This window comes from Mesorhizobium sp. NPDC059025 (assembly GCF_042739655.1).
GTDB lineage: Bacteria > Pseudomonadota > Alphaproteobacteria > Rhizobiales > Rhizobiaceae > Mesorhizobium.
On the sequence record NZ_JBHYIM010000001.1, the window covers coordinates 817,210 to 833,187 of the forward strand.

General features: G+C 61.7%; 15 protein-coding genes and 1 tRNA gene. 3 read left to right on the forward strand and 13 right to left on the reverse strand.

Translation table 11 applies throughout. The annotated features are described in order from the left end of the window. Positions 1-79 precede the first annotated feature (79 nt). From ACFWYE_RS03910 to ACFWYE_RS03920, 3 genes are all read right to left on the reverse strand, one after another. Entirely contained in the window at positions 80-1,273 is a 1,194-nt protein-coding gene (locus tag ACFWYE_RS03910) for a septal ring lytic transglycosylase RlpA family protein (RefSeq protein ID WP_379071116.1), read from the reverse strand. A 213-nt stretch (positions 1,274-1,486) separates the two neighbouring features. Next, positions 1,487-2,377 carry a PhzF family phenazine biosynthesis protein gene (locus tag ACFWYE_RS03915; protein ID WP_379109677.1) on the reverse strand — a complete coding sequence of 297 codons (891 nt, stop codon included), beginning with the start codon at positions 2,375-2,377 and terminating at the stop codon, positions 1,487-1,489. 18 nt (positions 2,378-2,395) lie between these two features. Next, positions 2,396-3,550 carry an epoxide hydrolase family protein gene (locus ACFWYE_RS03920; protein ID WP_379109678.1) on the reverse strand — a complete coding sequence of 385 codons (1,155 nt, stop codon included), beginning with the start codon at positions 3,548-3,550 and terminating at the stop codon, positions 2,396-2,398. Positions 3,551-3,649: 99 nt separating this feature from the next. Between ACFWYE_RS03920 and ACFWYE_RS03925 the strand changes: the two genes are divergently transcribed. After that, positions 3,650-4,534: a LysR substrate-binding domain-containing protein gene (locus tag ACFWYE_RS03925; protein WP_379109680.1), complete on the forward strand. Its 885-nt coding sequence runs from the start codon at positions 3,650-3,652 to the stop codon at positions 4,532-4,534. 1 nt (position 4,535) lies between these two features. Here ACFWYE_RS03925 and ACFWYE_RS03930 read toward each other — a convergent pair whose 3' ends face one another. Together ACFWYE_RS03930 and ACFWYE_RS03935 are read right to left on the reverse strand one after the other, a co-directional pair. Next, positions 4,536-5,177 carry a nucleotidyltransferase domain-containing protein gene (locus tag ACFWYE_RS03930; RefSeq protein ID WP_379109682.1) on the reverse strand — a complete coding sequence of 214 codons (642 nt, stop codon included), beginning with the start codon at positions 5,175-5,177 and terminating at the stop codon, positions 4,536-4,538. Between the two features lie 26 nt (positions 5,178-5,203). Beyond that, positions 5,204-5,293, reverse strand: a tRNA-Ser gene (locus ACFWYE_RS03935). Positions 5,294-5,538: 245 nt separating this feature from the next. On the opposite strand from ACFWYE_RS03935, the gene ACFWYE_RS03940 reads away from it, so the two are divergent. Both ACFWYE_RS03940 and rimO read left to right on the forward strand, forming a co-directional pair. Then, on the forward strand, positions 5,539-6,225 hold the full coding sequence (locus tag ACFWYE_RS03940; RefSeq protein WP_379109684.1) for a TerC family protein: 687 nt from the start codon (positions 5,539-5,541) through the stop codon (positions 6,223-6,225). Positions 6,226-6,386: 161 nt separating this feature from the next. Then, complete coding sequence (gene rimO / locus ACFWYE_RS03945) at positions 6,387-7,703, forward strand: 30S ribosomal protein S12 methylthiotransferase RimO (protein WP_379109685.1); 1,317 nt, start codon at positions 6,387-6,389, stop codon at positions 7,701-7,703. A gap of 92 nt (positions 7,704-7,795) precedes the next feature. Here rimO and ACFWYE_RS03950 read toward each other — a convergent pair whose 3' ends face one another. The 8 genes from ACFWYE_RS03950 to ACFWYE_RS03985 form a co-directional block, all read right to left on the reverse strand. Continuing rightward, positions 7,796-8,863 (reverse strand): BMP family ABC transporter substrate-binding protein, encoded by a 1,068-nt coding sequence (locus ACFWYE_RS03950; protein WP_326892048.1) that lies wholly within the window; start codon positions 8,861-8,863, stop codon positions 7,796-7,798. Positions 8,864-8,913: 50 nt separating this feature from the next. Beyond that, on the reverse strand, positions 8,914-9,834 hold the full coding sequence (locus ACFWYE_RS03955) for an ABC transporter permease (RefSeq protein ID WP_379071135.1): 921 nt from the start codon (positions 9,832-9,834) through the stop codon (positions 8,914-8,916). A gap of 1 nt (position 9,835) precedes the next feature. Then, positions 9,836-10,951, reverse strand: coding sequence for an ABC transporter permease (locus ACFWYE_RS03960; RefSeq protein WP_379109687.1), 1,116 nt, complete (start codon positions 10,949-10,951; stop codon positions 9,836-9,838). After that, positions 10,948-12,522 carry an ABC transporter ATP-binding protein gene (locus tag ACFWYE_RS03965; protein WP_379109688.1) on the reverse strand — a complete coding sequence of 525 codons (1,575 nt, stop codon included), beginning with the start codon at positions 12,520-12,522 and terminating at the stop codon, positions 10,948-10,950. Before ACFWYE_RS03965 ends, ACFWYE_RS03960 begins: the two co-directional genes overlap by 4 nt. 121 nt (positions 12,523-12,643) lie before the next feature. Then, the gene (locus ACFWYE_RS03970) at positions 12,644-13,621 is read right to left on the reverse strand and encodes a quinone oxidoreductase family protein (RefSeq protein ID WP_379109690.1); all 978 of its coding nucleotides are present in this window, start codon (positions 13,619-13,621) and stop codon (positions 12,644-12,646) included. 2 nt (positions 13,622-13,623) lie between these two features. Continuing rightward, positions 13,624-14,391: a phosphatidylcholine synthase gene (gene pcsA / locus ACFWYE_RS03975; RefSeq protein ID WP_379073045.1), complete on the reverse strand. Its 768-nt coding sequence runs from the start codon at positions 14,389-14,391 to the stop codon at positions 13,624-13,626. Positions 14,392-14,426: 35 nt separating this feature from the next. Beyond that, on the reverse strand, positions 14,427-15,041 hold the full coding sequence (locus tag ACFWYE_RS03980) for a DUF1326 domain-containing protein (protein WP_379071147.1): 615 nt from the start codon (positions 15,039-15,041) through the stop codon (positions 14,427-14,429). Positions 15,042-15,058: 17 nt separating this feature from the next. Beyond that, positions 15,059-15,952, reverse strand: a complete 894-nt coding sequence (locus ACFWYE_RS03985; protein ID WP_379109692.1) for a DUF2182 domain-containing protein — start codon at positions 15,950-15,952, stop codon at positions 15,059-15,061. Between the last annotated feature and the right edge of the window lie 26 nt (positions 15,953-15,978).

A 15,978-nucleotide genomic window follows, 5' to 3' on the forward strand; every position in this document is an offset into this window, starting at 1 on the left:
GGGACGTTATCAGGATCGCCCGTCACGGATCAATCGTCGGCAGGCCCGGGTGATGACTTATCCGCGTGCTCGTTGCCGATCAGTCGCGAACGGCGAAAGCGTCCGGCGCGCCGTGGCTCCAGGCCGCTTCCAGCATGCTGTCCACGCTCATGCGGCCGTCCTGGTAGAGATTGACCGAATACCAGTCCTTGCCGTCGAGCTTGGCCTGATCGATCTCGACACGGCCGTAGGCTTTCAGCGCTGCCGCCACCTGCCTTGCCTGTCTGGCGTCGTCGAACGTACCGGCAGCTACATAGTCGTCGGACGGATCCTCCGGCTGCTTCCAGCTGCCCAGTGCCGCCGCGGGTCCCTCCAGCGCCGCAAAGGCACTTGCGGAACGCTCCGTGCGCTCCGCGGCATAGTTCAGGCTCGCCATCTCGAATGGCAGTTTCGGGCTGACGGCGAAGTCCGGCCGTGCCGGCGCAATCGGGCCGAAATCCGGCAGCGCGACGCTGTCGGCCCCGATCGGCTGCGCAGCCAGGACCGGCTCAGGCAGCGAAGTCGTATCGGTCAACTGGCCGGGGAATGGAATGGCAGCGGCACTTGCACGCACCGGCGCACTTGGCATGGAACCGTTCATGGCAACCATCACGCCGGTCGGCAGGCCGTCGGACGGATCAGGTATCCTGTTGCCGGGATGATAGGAGGCCATGAGATAGGAATCGTCATTGCCCTCGAGCGGCGCACGGCCGACATAATCGACCTTGACGCGGGCAGTGCCGATCTTCGAATAGCCGAGCATGTCGGCTGCGCGCTTGGACAGATCGATCAGGCGGCCTTCATGATACGGGCCCCGGTCATTGACGCGCACGATGACCGAGCTGCCATTGTCAAGATTGGTGACTCGGGCATAGCTCGGCAGAGGCATTGTCGGATGCGCGCCGGTGAGCTGCGACAGGTCATAGACCTCGCCGTTGGCGGTCATGCGGCTGTGAAAGGCCTCACCGTACCAGGACGCGGTACCCGTCTTGGAGTAGCGCTGCTCTTCCTTGGGATAATACCATTTGCCGCGCACCTGATAGGGCTTGCCGAGCTGGTCGCGCCCTCCTCCACGCCGCATGGCGACACGCGGGCTGGCTTTCACACCATATTCGGATTCGGCGAAATATTCCTTCGAGCGTTTCTTGCTCACCATGCTCTTCGGTTCGGACGAAGCGCAGGCAGCGAGAAAGCCGACTGAGACGGCCAGCAGCGCGTAGGTGGAAAAACGACGAAGACGCGCCGAACTTGGCATGCTGGAACTGTCCCCTCCGAACAACGGCGACGCTACTCAAACACAGGCGAAGCCGACGCGCTTCGTGTGACAACCTGTCCGACGCCCCGATCCCCAGAGCCCCTTTTTGCACAGGAAATGCTTATCACACGCTTAACCGACTATGGTTCGAAGCTGGCGAGATTGTGGCGAAATGACGGCATTGTGCCGCGGAGCTTATCCACACTTGCCCCTTCAGAGCCAGAGTTTCCCTTCCGCGGCCATCACCCCGCTCGCACTGATCCGTACCGCAAGACCATCGATCTCAACTTCGATCAGGCTTGGGCGGCCAAGTTTCCTGCCCTGCTCGATAACGACGCGTCCCGGCGAAGCGAAGCCGTGGCGGACGAGATGGGCAGCCAGGGGGCCCGCAGCCGTGCCAGTAGCCGGATCCTCACCGATGCCCATCGTCGGATTGAAGAAGCGGGCATAGGCGACGGTGTTCGGGGTCGATGGGTCGAGGCTGTACACGTAGCAGCCTTCGCCTCCGGCCTGTCTCAGGATCGCGCCGAGTGCCTGAACATCGGGTCTCGCGGCATCGACGGCTTCGCGATCCTTGAGCGCGGCCATCAGATGGCCCGCGCCGGTGTCGACCACCTGTACCGGCGGGGCGTTGCCATGGATGGCGTCAGGCGCCAAGCCAAACGAAGCCGCCAAGCTCGCGTAATCTTTCACCTGGTTTCCCCATCTGGCGTGGGATTGCGCCATCGTGACACGGATAGACTGACCGGGTGTCGCGTCGATCGACAGAGGAAAGAGCTGCCCGCCGATCTCTTGTGTGAAGTCCGTTCGGGCTCCGCGCAAATTCAGCCGTCCCGATTGCGCCAGCCAGAGCCAGGCGCCGAGGGAGTTGTGTCCGCCTGCCCCGAACACCTCGTGGCCCGCAGCCGTGAAAGAGCGCAACCGCAGTGTTGCGTCGGGATGCGTTGCCCGCATCACGAAGGTCGTCTCGACGAGGTTGAACTCACCGGCGATGGCGGCCAGCCGGTCGTCCGGTAGCTCATCTCCGCCGTCCACCACGGCCAACGGGTTACCCTCGAGTGGGCTGGCAGCGAAAACGTCGATGATGGCGAATGGCAGTGACATGGGTTCTCCCGCTAGCGGTCAGGCGTTCAGTTTCGAAAAGAATGCGCGGATGTCATGCGCCAGCAGATCCGGCGCGTCCGACGCCGCAAAATGACTGCCGCGCGGCATTTCGGTCCAATGCGCGATGTTGTTGGCGCGTTCCGCAAAGCTGCGCACCGAGCGGAAATCATTCGGGAAAACCGCAACGCCGGTCGGCGTCGGGTTCATCACCTCGCGGTAGCCGGCACCCGTCTGCTGGTCTTCGTAGTAGACGTTTGCCGCCGATCCGCCCGTTCCCGTGAACCAGTAGAGCGATGCCTGCGCCAGGAAACGATCGCGATCGACATTGGCGATGTTGTTTCCGTCGAAACCGAACCAGAGTTCGGTATTCCATGCCATCTGGGCAACAGGCGAGTCGACGAGCCCGTAGGCAAGCGTGCCGGGGCGCTTCGCCTGTATCTGATGATAGCCGTTGTACTTCTCGAAACTGGCCAGGATCGCCATACCTTCCATCTCGAAGGGGGTGAGCTTATCCATCTCGCCCTCAGCGCCGGTCGGGAACGCGAAGATCTGCAGCACATGCGTGCCGACAAGGCCTCGTGGCTTCAGGATGCCAAGTTCGCGTCCGATGCCGGAGCCCACATCGCCGCCATGCGCGCCATAATGGTCATAGCCCAGCCGTTTCATGAGCGTGTCCCACGCCTTGGCGATACGAGCCGAATCCCAGCCACCTTCGCGAAGTGGACTGGAGAAACCGAAGCCAGGCAACGAGGGGATCACCAGATCGAAGGGCAGACCGCCATCAGTCGGATTGGTCAGCGGCTCGATCAGCTCAAGGAATTCCATCACGCTGCCCGGCCATCCGTGGCTGAGGATCAGCGGAAACGCACCGGGATGCCTGGACCTGATGTGCAGGAAATGGATCGGCTGACCGTCGATTTCCGTGATGAATTGCGGATAGCTGTTCAACCGGGCTTCATGCTCGCGCCAGTCGAAGTCATTCATCCACTGGTCGACGAGTTCCATGACAAAACTGACCGGCTGGCCACGCGAGTGATCGTTGGTCGTCGCATACGGCCAGCGTGTCCTGCCGAGCCTTGCCTTCAGGTCGACGATCTGCATGTCCGGGACCGCGACCTTGAATGGCCGGATTGCCGTCGTATCAGATGGTGCGGCGCGGCTGGCCAGGGACATGTTGTCCTCCTTGCTTGGAGCGTTTCGATGTCCTGACTTTTGCTGCGGTGGCCTTCGAAAAAAATGGAGATTTTGCCCGCGAGCCTATAGAATATCTATATGGTTGCTTTGAATCGCATTCCCCTGAACGGCCTGCGTGCCATCGAAGTGGCAGGCCGCCTTGGCTCGCTGGCAAAGGCGGCGGACGAGATGGGCATCAGCGTCGGTGCGGTCAGCCAACATGTCATCCGCACCGAGAAGCTGCTTGGACGCCCGGTATTCGAGCGTACAGCGCGCGGCCTGACGCCGACACCGTTCGGCACGCGCATGCTGGCGTCGCTGGAGCCGGCATTCCGATCGATCGCACAGGCTCTCGATCAGGTAGGCGCAACCGATCGCACCGTGCTTGCAGTAACCACCACGCCGGTCTTCGCCACCCGATGGCTGGTGCCGCGGCTCAGCGCGTTTCAGCGCAAGCGCCCCGAAATCCAGGTGCGTATCGAAACGGGTCTTACATTGACCGACCTCGATCGGTCCGATCTCGATGTCGCTTTGCGGATGGGGCGGGGCAAATGGCCAGGCACCAGCACGGACTTGCTTCTGAAGCAGCGTATCTTTCCGGTCTGTGCTCCTGCGCTCGCCGCAAACCTGAGGATGCCGACCGATCTGAAATCAGCTCCAGTGATCCGCTATCCTGCCATGGAGAACTGGACGGACTGGCTGGCGCCGCATGGCATGATCGAGGCCGATCTGCCGCAAGGGTTGAGTTTCTCCGATGCATCCCTTTCGCTGGAAGCCGCTATGGCCGGCCTAGGCGTGATGATCGCCTGGCAGGCAATCGCCGCCGACGCACTTGCCGACGGCCGACTGGTCAAGCCATTCGAGTGGGAAGTCGAGACCGGAATCGACCTCTGGTTCGTCGCGTCCGCAGCCCATGCCAACGATGCCAAGATCATTGCCTTCAAGCGATGGCTCAAGGCGGAACTGGCCGGACAGGAACGCTGAGCTAATCCGGGCGACTTTCCAGAACCTGGCCGCTATTGGAGCAATGCAGCGGCGCTATCCATTCATGGCCAGGATGCATCGTCTCGAGCCAGCCGATCAGGTCGGCTCTCTCCCCGGCATCAAGGCGGGGCAGCGCGGCCCGAAAATCGAGATCATCCTTTTCGCGGCGATGCTTCGCCTTGAACAGCAGCACGATCGCTGGCGCCAGATAGGCAATTCCGCCAGCGTTCTTGCGGATCGCCTCGGCTCTAGGCACTCGGATCGAAGGGTTCCGCTTGTAGACCCAGAAGTCCGGGGTTCCCCGCTCGATCATCATGTCCACGCGCCAGCAACCAGCGGTCATGTCCGCTCCCCAAAGCTGCCAGAGGTTCGAGGGAAGCGCAGCCTTGGCAGGATGATGCGTCAGGATGCCATCACGGGCGGCAAAGAATTCGAGATCCGACAAGAGCCGACGGCAATGTCCGACCTGATCCGGCAGAACAGCGAACTCCAGATCTTCGTGCTCGCGGGTCTGGCGCCCGTGCCACAGGTCCAAAGCCCACCCGCCGACGACATACCAGGCGGGTGGCGTATCGTGCCCGAGCATCGAGGCCAGTTCCTGCGGTGACCAGGCCCCCCAGGCATCTTCTGGAAGAGGTTTCATGGAAACGCTGTGCAATCCTCGGGAAATGGCGGAGGGAGTGGGATTCGAACCCACGGTGACATCGCTGCCACGCCGGTTTTCAAGACCGGTGCCTTAAACCGCTCGGCCATCCCTCCACTGCCCGGTAGAAAAAAGGCGACCGCCTTGCCGTGCCGAACCAGTCGGAACCGGCTTTAGCGCTTTCCTGTTCCCAGCGTCAACGGCATCGACGCCATCATCGCGATTGTCGGTGGTTGCAGGGCAATTAAGTAGTGGCTGAAGTGCGGTCTTTCCACGGCCTTTCCGCGCCTGGAACTTGACGCCACAGGTCGATGCTCGTAGGGCCAGATTCATGAACCCCCGATGAGGAGCGCTTCCATCGATGGAAATCTTCACCGCAGCAGGTTTGTCGGCTCTTCTCCAGGTCATCGCCATTGACCTCGTCCTGGCCGGCGACAACGCAATCGTCATTGGCCTAGCTGCGGCCGGCTTGCCTAAGGATCAGCGCAAGAAGGCAATCCTCGTCGGCATCGGCGCCGCCACGGTGCTGCGCATCATTTTCGCCCTGATCACCCAATGGTTGCTTGCCATCGGCCCGATGCTGCTCATCGCCGGTGGCCTGTTGCTGCTGTGGGTGTGCTGGAAGATGTGGCGCGAGCTGAGCGTCACGCACGAGGAAGAACACGAGGCCACGGAGGCCCTCGACGATATCGACAGCGGAAAAACCTCGTCCGGCCCCGCGCGCAAAACCTTTGCCCAGGCTGCCTGGCAGATCGTCATCGCTGACGTTTCGATGTCGCTGGACAATGTGCTTGCCGTCGCTGGTGCTGCGATGGAGCACCCGACGGTGCTGATCATCGGACTTGCCTTGTCGATTGCGTTGATGGGTTTTGCCGCGTCCTTCGTCGCCCGCTTGCTGCATCGCTATCGCTGGATCGCCTATATCGGCCTGGTCATCATCCTCTACGTCGCACTGAAGATGCTTCTCGATGGTGCGGTCGAACAATTCCCTGAACACTTCCAGTTCCTTACGCCGTGGTTTGGCAAGGCGGTCGGTGCCGCGCATTAAGGCGACCAAGACTGGTCGCCAGGCAGGTGCGGTTTGCTTGCTCCCGGAACTATGCTATTGCGCCGCTGAATTGAGCGCCGCTTAAGGCGCCCCAACTGAAAACCAGAGATTTCCGGGCCGGCCCTTCAAGGGTTCCGGCCCGCGTCCATTGGAACGCCACGATGACCGCAGCGCCCCGTATCAGTTTCGTCAGCCTCGGGTGCCCGAAGGCACTCGTCGATTCCGAGCGCATCCTGACGCGGCTGCGCGCGGAAGGTTATGAGATATCGCGCAAGCATGACGGCGCCGACCTCGTCGTGGTCAACACGTGTGGCTTCCTCGATTCCGCGCGGGACGAATCCCTCAATGCCATCGGCACTGCGCTGAAGGAGAACGGTAAGGTCATCGTCACGGGGTGCATGGGCGCGACGCCCGAACTGATCCGCGAAAAGCATCCGAATGTCTTCGCCATCACCGGCCCGCAGGCTTATGAGAGCGTCATGGCGGCGGTGCATGAAGCTGCCCCGCCGGCACATGACCCGTTCACCGATCTGGTGCCGCCGCAGGGCGTCAAGCTGACGCCGCGCCACTACGCCTATCTCAAGATTTCCGAAGGCTGCAACAACCGGTGCACCTTCTGCATCATTCCCGACCTGCGCGGCGATCTCGTGTCGCGCCCGGCCGCAGATGTGTTGCGCGAAGCCGAAAAACTCGCCGCCGCAGGCGTCAAGGAACTGCTCGTCATCTCGCAGGACACCAGCGCCTATGGGGTGGATATCAAATATGCCAGCAGCCCGTGGAAGGATCGCGAGGTCCGCGCCAAGTTCCTGGACCTGTCGCAGGAACTGGGTGAACTCGGCATCTGGGTGCGCATGCACTACGTCTACCCCTACCCGCATGTCGCGGACGTCATTCCGCTGATGGCCGAGGGCAAGATCCTGCCCTATCTCGACATTCCCTTCCAGCACGCCTCGCCGCAGGTCTTGAAGAACATGCGCCGGCCCGCCCATGGCGAAAAGACGCTGGATCGCATCCGTTCGTGGCGCGAGGCCTGCCCGGATCTCGCCATCCGCTCGACCTTCATTGTCGGATTCCCCGGCGAGACCGAACAAGACTTCGAAATGCTGCTCGACTGGCTGGACGAAGCCAGGATCGACCGGGCCGGCTGCTTCAAATACGAGCCGGTGAAGGGCGCGCGCTCCAACGATCTTGGCCTCGAGCAGGTCCCGGATGACGTCAAGGAGGCGCGCTGGCACCGCTTCATGCAGCGCCAGCAGAAGATCTCTGCCGCACAGTTGCAGAAGAAGGTCGGCAAGCGCCTGCCCGTCATCATCGATGAAGCGAATGGCGCCGTCGCCAAGGGCCGTACCAAATATGACGCGCCGGAGATCGATGGTTCTGTGCACATCCAGTCGCGTCGGCCGCTGCGTGTCGGCGATATCGTCACCGTCAAGGTCGATCGCGCCGATGCCTATGACCTGCACGGCATGGCCGTCTGATCCGCTGGGCGGGCTGCGCAGAGCGCAGTCGTTCGGCTGAATGAAAAAGGGCGCCCTGAGGCGCCCTTTTCTGTTTCCGGCAAGTCGCTTGCTTACTGCGGCAGCTTGTCGTCCACGCCCTTGACGTAGAAGTTCATGCCGAGCAGCGTCTTGTCGTCGGCAACTTCGCCATCCTTCAGCCAGGCTGAACCGTCCTGCTTGGCGACCGGACCGGTGAAGGGGTTCCAGCCGTCGGCGATCTTCTTCTGGGTGGCTTCCGCCATCGCCTTCACGTCATCCGGCATGTTGGTGTAGGGCGCCATGAAGACCGCTCCAGCCTTGATGCCTTCCCAGCGATCCTCCGGCTTCCAGGTGCCGTCCAGAGCCTTTTCGACGCGTTCGATGTAATACGGACCCCAATCGTCGACGATCGCGGTGTACTGCGACTTCGGTGCGAACTTGATCATGTCCGAAGCCTGGCCGAAACCATGCAGGCCGCGTTCCTGCGCCACCTGCAGCGGCGCGGTGGAATCGGTGTGCTGGACGATGATGTCCGCGCCCTGGTCGAACAGTGCCTTGGCGGCATCGGCTTCCTTGCCCGGGTCGAACCAGGAGTTCACCCAGACGATCTTGGCCTTGAAGTTCGGATTGATCGACTGCGCGCCAAGCATGAAGGAATTGATGCCCATGACCACTTCCGGGATCGGGAAGGAGACAATGTAGCCGGCGACGCCGCTCTTGGACTGCTTGGCAGCGATCTGACCGAGGATGTAGCGGCCCTCATAGAAGCGGGCATTGTAGATGCCGAGATTCGGACCGGTCTTGAAGCCTGTGGCGTGTTCGAACTTGATGTCCGGGAACTTGTTGGCAACCTTCACTTCGGCATCCATGAAACCGAACGAGGTGCCGAAAATGAGCTTGCAGCCCTGGCGCGCCAGGCGCTCGAAAGCGCGCTCGGCATCCGGGCCTTCGGCGACGTTTTCGAGATAGGCGGTCTCGACCTTGTCGCCCAGCTTTTTCTCGACCGCAAGGCGGCCCTGGTCGTGCTGGTAGGAGTAGCCGAAGTCGCCCACAGGTCCGACATAGACCCAGCAGGCCTTGAATTTGTCCGCAGCTTCAGCGGAGACGGCAACGGACATCGCCGCCGCCGACGTCATCAGGGCAATCAGTAGTTTTTTCATGATGTTACCTCTCTGGATTAACCTTGCTATGCTGGTCTTTTTCTGTGTTGTCAACGATCCGGAACGAAAGCCTGGCCGAGCGATGCGGGGGTGTTCATCATGGTGAGACGCTTGTTGCGCGAGATGATGACGAGCACCATGATGGTGGCGAGATAGGGCAGCGATGACAGGAACTGCGACGGGATCGGTATGCCGAAGGCCTGCGCGTGCAGCTGGCCGATCCAGACTGCACCGAAGATGTAGGCGCCAGCGAGCACGCGCAGTGGCCGCCAGGACGAAAACACCACCAGGGCCAGCGCGATCCAGCCGCGGCCGGCCGTCATGTTCTCCACCCACTGCGGTGTATAGACCAGCGACAGGTGGCCGCCGGCAAGACCGGCGCAGGCTCCGCCGAACATCACTGCCAGATAACGATATCTGATGACCTGGATGCCCAGCGCATGGGCCGATGTGTGACTGTCGCCGATCGAGCGCAAGGTGAGCCCGGTGCGGGTCTTGAACAGGAACCAGGATACGCCGAACACCAGCGCGATCGAGATATAGAAGATCGGGTCCTGGCCGAACAGCAACTTGCCGACCACCGGCAGGTCAGTCAGCACCGGAATGTAGAGATTTGGCAGGCGTTCGCCTGGCAGGCCGACGAAGCTGGTTCCAAGCATGCCGGACAGTCCAAGTCCGAGAAGGGTCAGTGACAGGCCGGTCGCGACCTGGTTGGTGGCAAGCGACAGCGTCATCACCGCGAACAGCAGCGAGAACAGCGCGCCGACCACGACGGCCGCAAGGAGGCCGATCCAGGGCGAGCCGGTCAGCAGACCGGCACCAAAGCCGGCGACAGCGCCCATCACCATCATGCCTTCGACGCCGAGGTTCAGGACGCCGGAGCGCTCGACCACCAGTTCACCGATAGCCGCGATCAGCAGCGGCGTTGCCGCCGTGGCGATCGTCAGGAGAATGCTGACAGTGATATCCATGTCAGTGAGCCTCTTCCAGTTTCGGCGAAGCGTCGATCTTGGGGGCTGGTGCCAGGCCGACAAGCCGGATGCGATAGTGGATCAGCGTGTCGCAGCCCAGCACGAAGAACAACAGCATGCCCTGGAAGACACGCGCCACCTTGTCGGAGATGCCGAGCACGCTCTGCGCCGCCTCTCCGCCGAGATAGGTCAGGCCGAGCACCAGGCCTGCGGCGACGATGCCCAACGGATTCAAACGGCCAAGAAAGGCGACGATGATGGCCGTGAAGCCGTAGCCCGGAGAAATCGAGGGCTGCAGCTGGCCGATAGCGCCGGAAACCTCCGAGATGCCGGCAAGCCCCGCGAGGGCGCCTGAGAGCATGAAGGCGAAAAAAACCATGCGGTTGAACGAGAAGCCGGCGAACCGCCCTGCCCGCGGACTTGAGCCCAGCACGCGGATTTCAAAGCCTTTCAGCATGCGGCTCATCAGGATCCAGACCAGGACCGCGGCGACAAGCGCGAAGACGAAGCCCAGATTGGCTCGGCCGGACATCGGCATCAACTCAGGCAACACGGCTGACGGGTTGAACTGCACGGTCTGCGGGAAGTTGAAACCCTTGGGGTCGCGCCAGGGCCCGCGCACCAGCCAGTCGAGGAAAAGCTGTGCGACATAGACTAGCATCAGGCTGGTCAGGATCTCATTGGTGTTGAACCGGGTCTTCAGGAATGCAGGGATCGCGGCATAGGCCGCACCGCCGATCATGCCCATCAGGAGCATGAGCGGCAGCACGAATGGGCCCTGCAAATCCGGATAGAGTACGGGTATGGCGGACCCCGCGATCGCACCGAAGACGAACTGGCCCTCGGCACCGATGTTCCAGATGTTGGAGCGGAAACAGACGGACAAGCCGACGGCGATCAGGATCAGCGGAGCTGCCTTGATCGCCAGCTCGTGCAGTTGCCACACTTCGGTGATCGGAGAAACGAAGTAGGTGTAGAAGGCCGTGAGCGGATTGATGCCGAGCAGCGCGAAAAGGATCGCGCCTGCCACTATCGTCAATCCGAAGGCGATGAAGGGCGATAGCGCCGAAAACAGCACGGAGCGTTGCGGGCGCTTGACGAGTTCCAGGCGCATCACGCGGTCTCCAGTCTATGCTCGACGTGACCGGGTTCGGCGCCGCCCATCAGCAGGCCGATCCTTTCGAAGGTCGCTTCCGCGATCGGGATAGGCTTGGACAGTTCGCCATTGTGCATCACCGCGATGGCATCGGAGATCTCGAACAGTTCGTCGAGATCCTGGCTGATGACCAGAACGGCCGAGCCGCCACGCGCCAGTTCGATCAAGGCCTGGCGGATGTGGGCGGCGGCACCGGCATCGACACCCCAGGTCGGCTGGTTGACGACCATCACCGTCGGCTGGCGATCCAGCTCCCTGCCGACAATGAATTTCTGCAGGTTGCCGCCTGAAAGCGCGGCAGCTTCGGGATCGGGCGCGCTCTTGCGCACGTCCATGAACTTGATGATGCGCTGTGCTGCTTCATAGACCGCACCGTCCTTGACCATGCCGCCCGAACCGACAAATGCCTTGCCGTCGGTCGCATAGCGCGAGAGCAGCAGATTTTCCGAAAGCTTCATGCGCGGTGCCGCGCCGTGGCCCAGTCGCTCTTCCGGCACAAAGGCGGCCCCCAGCAGACGACGCCCGGTGATGCCAAGCTTGCCGGCGTCCTTGCCGCGAATGCGCACGGCATCGGCACTCGTTTGCTGCGCTTCGCCGGACAATGCCTCGAACAGTTCACCCTGGCCGTTGCCTGCAACGCCGGCGATGCCGAGGATCTCGCCAGCCTTCACGGAAAGCCAGATGTTCTTCAGCGGCATGGAGAACGGTCCGGCGGGCTTTCGGCTCAAGCCGCAGACGCTGAGCAGTTCCTGCGCGCCATCGAGCGTGATCGGTGTCCGTTCGGCAGCCTTCACCTCGTTGCCGACCATCATGCGGGCGAGCGACGAAGCCGTTTCCTCGCGCGGGTTGCAATGGCCGACAACCTTGCCGTGGCGCAGAACCGTTGCCCGGTCGCACAGGCGTTTCACCTCTTCCAGGCGATGCGAGATGTACAGGATCGACTTGCCTTCGGCGCGCAGCCTTTCAAGCGTTTCGAACAGCTTGTCGGCTTCCTGCGGCGTGAGCACGGAGGTCGGCTCGTCGAGGATGATCAGTTGCGGTGCCTGCAGCAGGCAGCGGATGATCTCGATGCGCTGGCGCTCGCCGACGGAAAGGTCTCCGACAAGCGAGTCCGGATCGAGCGGCAGTCCATAGGAGTAGGACAGCGCCCGGGCCTTCGCCGCGATCGAGCCGATCGGGGCGCCATCGTCGAGCGAGAGCGCAATGTTTTCTGCTGCGGTAAGCGCTTCAAACAATGAAAAATGCTGGAATACCATGCCGATGCCGAGCTTTTTTGCCACGCTCGGGCTGGTCATCTTGACCGGCTGTCCGTCCCAGCGGATTTCTCCGGAATGGGGTTCCAGTGATCCGAACAGCATCTTCACCAGCGTCGACTTGCCAGCACCATTCTCGCCGAGGAGCGCGTGGATCTCGCCTTTCTGGATGGTGAGGTCGATGTGGTCGCACGCCGTCAGCGTGCCGAATACCTTCGTCAGCCCGCGAACCTCGAGCAGGCTCGTGGCGGCTTCTTGTGCACTCACAGTGCCTCCCATTCGGTTTTCCCGAATATGTTCTGTGTTCCCGCGATCATCGTAGGCAGCAGCGACTTAACTCCGATAGCGGCACGCAAATTGAAAGAGCTTCAAGAATTTCAGCAAAACGCCGGTTGAAGGCTCATGGAACAAGCACAGTCGTTCCCGTCGTCTTGCGTCCTTCAAGGTCGGCCTGGGCTCTGCCGGCATCTTTCAAGGCATAAGTCTGGTTGATCTTGATTTCGACAATGCCCTTCGCCACCACGTCGAACAACGCCTTGGCCGAAGCTTCGAGATCTTCGCGTCTGGCATTGTAGACAAACAGTGTCGGTCGAGTGGCAAACAGCGATCCCTTCTGGGACAGGAGCGCGATGTTGAAGGGCGGGATCGGCCCGGATGACTGGCCGAAGCTGACGAAGGTGCCAAGCGGGCGCAGACAGTCCAGCGAGCCTGGAAAAGTGTCCTTGCCGACGGAGTCATAGACCACATCACATTTGCGGCCATCGGTCAGCCGGGCCACTTCGGCGACGAAGTCCTGCGTCCCGTAGTCGATGACGTGGTCATAGCCGTGTGCCTTGGCGAGGTCGGCCTTTTCCCTGGAACTTGCAGTGCCGATCACTGTGGCACCGAGATGCTTGGCCCATTGCCCGAGGATCAGCCCGACGCCGCCGGCGGCGGCATGATAGAGGATCGTATCGCCCTGACCGACCTTGAAAGTGCGCCGCAGCAGGTATTCGGCCGTCATGCCCTTCAGCATCATGCCGGCAGCCTGCTCGTCGCTGATATCATCCGGGATCTTCACCACACGGTCGGCGGCGATCACGCGCTGTTCGGAATAGGCACCGATATTGATCGCGTAGGCGATGCGGTCGCCTGGCTTGAGCCCACTGACGCCTTCGCCCATTTCCAGCACCACACCGGCAGCTTCGCCACCAGGAATCAACGGGAGACCATTCGGGGCCGGATAGAGCCCGGTGCGAAAGTAGACATCGATGAAGTTGAGACCGATCGCCGTGTGTCTGACAAGGATCTGGCCGGGGCCTGGCCGACCCGGATCGGCGTCTTCATAGACCAGGGCTTCGGGACCGCCATGGGCGTGGATGCGGATAGCTTTGCTCATCTTCACACTTTCCTGGCGCCAAGGTTCGGGAAGAACTGCATGACGCCGCCGATACAGAACAGGTAGATGCCGGTGATGCTGATGCCGATCTTGGTGAAAAGGCTGACCTGTTCGCCCAGGACACCGATCTGATTGTAGAAACTGGCGAGGGCCGACTGCGCCAGAGCCAGCGCGCCGAAAGCGCACCAGAGCAGCGTAACGGTCAGGTTCACGGGCCGCAGCCGCACGACACGGACCGGGTGCAGGAAATTGATCGGCACGAAGGTGAGGACGCCGGCGATCACCACCACGGCGAAGGACACCCATTGCCCTGGTTCAATGACAAACAGCGTGAAGACCACCATGTTCCACACCACCGGGAACCCTTTGAAGAAGTTCTCCTTCGTCTTCATGCCGGTATCGGCATAGTAGATCGCGCTGGACACCACGATGATTGCCGCCGACAGGAATGAAAGCCCCTCGCCCATGAAGCCGCGCTGATACAAGGCGAAGGCCGGGATCAGGACATAGGTCACGTAATCGATGATGTTGTCGAGCAGTTCGCCCGACCAGGTCGGCAGAATTTCCTTCACCTCCAGCTTGCGCGCGATCGGTCCGTCGATGCCGTCGACGAACAGGGCAAGGCCGAGCCACCAGAACATCGCTGTCCAGCGTTCCTCGCTTGCCGCCACCAGCGACAGGAAGGCCAGGAACGAGCCGGATGCGGTGAGCAGGTGGACGGAGAACGCCCTCGCCTGCGGCCAGGTCACCTTCTTCTTCGGGCGCGGGATACGCTCGGCGAGCTTTTTCGCAGTTGTTTTCTTCGTCACGGGCCCCGCCAATCCAGCTTGCAGATCTCGGCCGAGCGGCCAGCGAAATTCCAGTTGCGGCCAAAGGCACGCATGCGGCTCTTGTCGGACTTCGCGACGATAATCTCCGGTGCGATCCAGTATTCCGAGTTGCTGATCACCGTGTCCTTGCCGCGTGCCTTGCCGGGAACCGGCGTGATGGCGCCATCGATGATCTTCGGAATCTGGAAGATGCGCGTGCGATCCTGCGTCTCATAGCTGATCGGCACCTGTTCGACGCCGAGGAACTTCCCCACCAGGATCGACAAAAGCGAGGTCGTGCCGCCGGCCTTGCCGGTGAAAATACGCGTCACCGCCTTGACCGCGTGGATCGATGCCCGCTTGTCGATGAACAGGCCGGCGGTCCAGTTGCCGCGGCTCATGTAGCCCGGGATTTCCATGATCAGCCCGAGATTCAGGCCGGAAAGATCGACTTCGCCGAAATGACCGGCATCGATTCGAAAACCCGCCCAGGTCTGGCAATAACCTTCCGTTGGCGGATGGTTGCCGAGCGACAGCACGCAAGGGCAAAAAACCGTGCAATTGCAGGAGAGTACAAGCTCGCCCTTCATTGCCCAGCTGTGGTCGGTCATTGCCTCGTGTCCCTCTGTCACAGGGACACTAATAGCAGGGCGCCGGACCATACAAGCAGTATCGTTCCGGCGATCCGGCTGGGCAGGCGGCCATTCACTTGTTTTTCGAGGATGGCAAACAGTCCGAGCAGCACCATCCAGAACAAATTCATGATGCCGACGGCGAACATCACCAGCATCAGTGCCCAGCAGCAGCCAAGACACCATATTCCCTGCTCAAGCCCCAGACGGAATATGCGCCAGGGCTTGTCGCTCCAGCGGGCGAAAAGAATGGAAAACGGCCGGCGGCATTTCTTGAGGCAGGCTTCTTTCAATCCACTGAATTGATAGAGGCCGGCGACGGCGAGCAACAAGGCGGCGACGATGCCGTTGGCGGGGCCAAACGTCTGCCGGTCGGGGTCTGCCATCTGCAACCCCAGCGTCAGGGCAGCAAAACCCGCCGACGCCGCCAGCCAGACCGCCAGATAGCCGGCCACCAGGATCGAGGGATGCACCACCTGTTCACCCTTGATGCGGGCGGTGTCGGCGATTTCGCAATAGGTGCGCATCATCGGGGCCGCCGAAGGCAACATGGTCGCCACCGCCATCAGGCACCACATCAGGATCAAGGCGGAGAATTGACCGGCGGAAGCGACCTGGAATGGAGCCGGCCCGACGCACATTGCCATGAAACGCGCAAGGAAATCGGGCAGCGGTATTGCCGGCAGATCCTGCAGCAGGCCACCACCTGGAACTGCACCGGCAAATCCGGCTTGTACATTGCGGACCGCCATCGCGGCGAGCAGAAGCCATGCCAGCAGAACAGCACCGGCAATGGCCGGCAGGACCAGGAAAAACGGCCTCGTGCCGACACCGGCAATGGTTCGCCCGACGCGGTCGAGATGGCTGAAATCGTCGCTCTGGCCGGTCACAGAGCGTTTCCGGTTTCACGGAAACG